The following is a 2,730-nucleotide window of genomic DNA, read 5'->3' as shown; positions in this document are numbered from 1 at the left end:
GTCGTCCCACGGGTCGACAGTACTGATGGTGCGTCGGATGGATCCGGTACGGCGTGGGCGGCGCTCCGTCTCGCCGCTGTCCAGGAAGTCGTCGGAGTCGTCCCACGCGTTGCCGCGAGCGCGACGTGATGCTCGCCGCGGAGCTGCGGAGGTCGACTCGTCAGATGCGGCATCGCCATCGCCACCCGATGGGGGCTCGACGGACGATGCTGCTCGCGAGGCGACGCGCTCCGCAGCCACGCGTTGGGCCGACGACCGGCGGTACGACGTTCGCTCGGTCGCGGAAGCCGCCTCGGCCGCCGGAACGGTCCCCGCGGCGGAGGCCGCCGTGCCCTCGGCCAGGAGTTTGCGGGCGAGGGCGAGGCGTTCGTCGTGGGGTAGAGACAGCGCCGCGGGGGCAGCGTCGTCGGCAACCGGTGGCTGCCGAGGGTCGCTGCCGCCCGCGGAGGGTCGGTCAGAAGTCGACATCGACCTCGGCCGTGGCCTCGTCGGCCGGCTGGTCGAGCGTCGGGCCGATGCCCATCTTCTCCTTGATCTTCTTCTCCAGCTCGTTGGCCAGATCGGGGTTGTCGCGCAGGAAGTTTCGCGCGTTCTCCCGGCCCTGGCCGAGCTGGTCGCTCTCGTAGGTGAACCAGGCGCCGGCCTTGCGGACGAAGCCCTGCTCCACCCCCAGGTCGAGCAGGCTGCCCTCGCGGCTGATGCCCTGGCCGTAGATGATGTCGAACTCGGCCTGCTTGAACGGCGGGGCCACCTTGTTCTTCACGACCTTCACGCGGGTCCGGTTGCCGACCACGTCGGTGCCGTCCTTGAGCGACTCGATCCGGCGCACGTCCAGCCGCACCGACGCGTAGAACTTCAGCGCGCGACCACCGGTCGTCGTCTCCGGCGAACCGAACATGACGCCGATCTTCTCGCGCAACTGGTTGATGAAGATCGCGGTCGTCCCGGTCGCGTTGACCGCACCGGTCATCTTCCGCAGCGCCTGGCTCATCAGCCGGGCCTGCAGACCGACGTGACTGTCGCCCATCTCGCCCTCGATCTCGGCGCGCGGCACCAGCGCGGCCACCGAGTCGATCACGACGATGTCGATCGCGCCGGAGCGGACCAGCATGTCGGCGATCTCGAGCGCCTGCTCACCGGAGTCCGGCTGCGAGACCAGCAGCGCGTCGGTGTCGACGCCCAGCTTCCGCGCATACTCCGGGTCGAGGGCGTGCTCGGCGTCGATGAAGGCCGCGATCCCGCCGGCCCGCTGAGCGTTCGCGACCGCGTGCAGGGCGACCGTCGTCTTACCCGAGGACTCCGGACCGTAGATCTCCACGACCCGGCCGCGCGGCAGACCGCCGATCCCGAGCGCGATGTCGAGCGCGATCGAGCCGGTAGGGATGATTTCGATCGGCGCCTTGCCCTGCTCACCCAGGCGCATCACCGCACCCTTGCCGCACTGCCGCTCGATCTGCGTCAGCGCGGTCGCAAGCGCCTTCTCGCGATCGGCCGCCGCGCGCTCCGCACTCGCTGCACTCGCCATGTGAATGCCACCTGACCCATCTGATAATCCGGGGCCGCCGGCCGGCCGCCCGAAGGAACTTCGTTGTCGCCAGAGAAGGTATTCGTCGCCACGGACAGTTTTCGCTGCCACCTCGAATCTGTGGACAACTCGGCCGTCCCGGCCCACCTTCCGAGCACCAAAGTATCCCGAACACGTGTTCGAATCACAACTGACACGCCGAAGCTTGTCCCGGCAACCGTCCTGACCCGCCGGATCCCTACTCTTGCCGCGTGACCGACCGTCCCGACATCCCCGATTCGGCCGTGATTCTCGCCATCAGCCGGGTCGAACTGGGGATCGACATCGTGCTCGACGCGCTCCGTTCGCAGGACCCGTTCGGCATCCGCAGCTTCCTCACCGACTACTCCGACCAGGAGAAACCGAACCTGGCCGAGAAGGGCCTGATCCTCGCGATCGACCGGCTGTTGCAGATGAAGGTGCCCGGTCACGACGAATGGCCGGCCCTCCCCCTGGCCGACCGCTGCGACTGGTGGGTCGAGCGGCTGGGTGGATTCGCCGCGGTGGTCGCCGGTCTCCCCCGGCTCAGCGGCGCGGCGGCGGACCGGCTGCCGATGAAGGACACCCTGGGCGCGGCGGTGCAGGCGATGGTGATCGGCGCGGTCTGCCGCGAGTACGGCGTGGAGGCGCACGCCGACCGTACGTCGATCATCATCCGGGTACTCACCGACCGCCCGATCACCCCGGACGAGGTCCTGAAGTACGACGACCCCGATGTCGCCGGCAAGGAGGTTGCCGAACAACTCGGACTCAACCAGGTCTCGACGGACATGGGGCTGCGCAAGGGTGTGCGCCTGGTCTGGCGGCTCAGCAAGCTGTTCGGCGGGCTCAGCGAAGTGTTCGAGGAGCGTCCGCGCGGCAGTCTGGGAGCCCGGTTCGTCGGCAAGCTCCCCGGGGTCGGAGTGGTCGGCGGCTTCTTCGACGAACGCAAGGGCATCAAGAAGGCGGCGTACGAAGCAGCCGAGCTCCTCACCTCGAGCGCGTTCCGGGTCAAACCGGTCTAACGGCTCTGGTGACCGATCCGTGCGTGGGTCCGCGTGACCGAGTCGGCGCGCCCGCGCTGGACGACCGCGCCTGTCCCCGCGCGGTGGGTTCACCCACGGTGTTGTGGGTTCCTGACCCGTGTGAAGGGTACGGAACCCACAACACGATGGGTGAACCCACCT

General features: G+C 68.7%; 2 protein-coding genes. One reads left to right on the top strand and one right to left on the bottom strand.

Annotated elements, in window-relative coordinates; genetic code table 11:
- Window positions 1-454 precede the first annotated feature (454 nt).
- Window positions 455-1,525, bottom strand: a complete 1,071-nt coding sequence (recA, locus tag AB0B82_RS29270) for a recombinase RecA (protein ID WP_360175530.1) — start codon at window positions 1,523-1,525, stop codon at window positions 455-457.
- A 251-nt stretch (window positions 1,526-1,776) separates the two neighbouring features.
- Between recA and AB0B82_RS29265 the strand changes: the two genes are divergently transcribed.
- Window positions 1,777-2,568 carry a hypothetical protein gene (locus AB0B82_RS29265; RefSeq protein WP_360175527.1) on the top strand — a complete coding sequence of 264 codons (792 nt, stop codon included), beginning with the start codon at window positions 1,777-1,779 and terminating at the stop codon, window positions 2,566-2,568.
- Window positions 2,569-2,730: the final 162 nt, after the last annotated feature.

The sequence above is a fragment of the Kribbella sp. NPDC048915 genome, assembly GCF_040649595.1.
Taxonomy (GTDB): domain Bacteria; phylum Actinomycetota; class Actinomycetes; order Propionibacteriales; family Kribbellaceae; genus Kribbella.
This window is presented reverse-complemented; position numbering and strand designations above follow the sequence as displayed.

Excerpts from the sequence above, each read along its gene's own strand:
- recA (WP_360175530.1), bottom strand. The coding sequence starts at position 1,525 with ATGGCGAGTGCAGCGAGTGCGGAGCGCGCGGCGGCCGATCGCGAGAAG.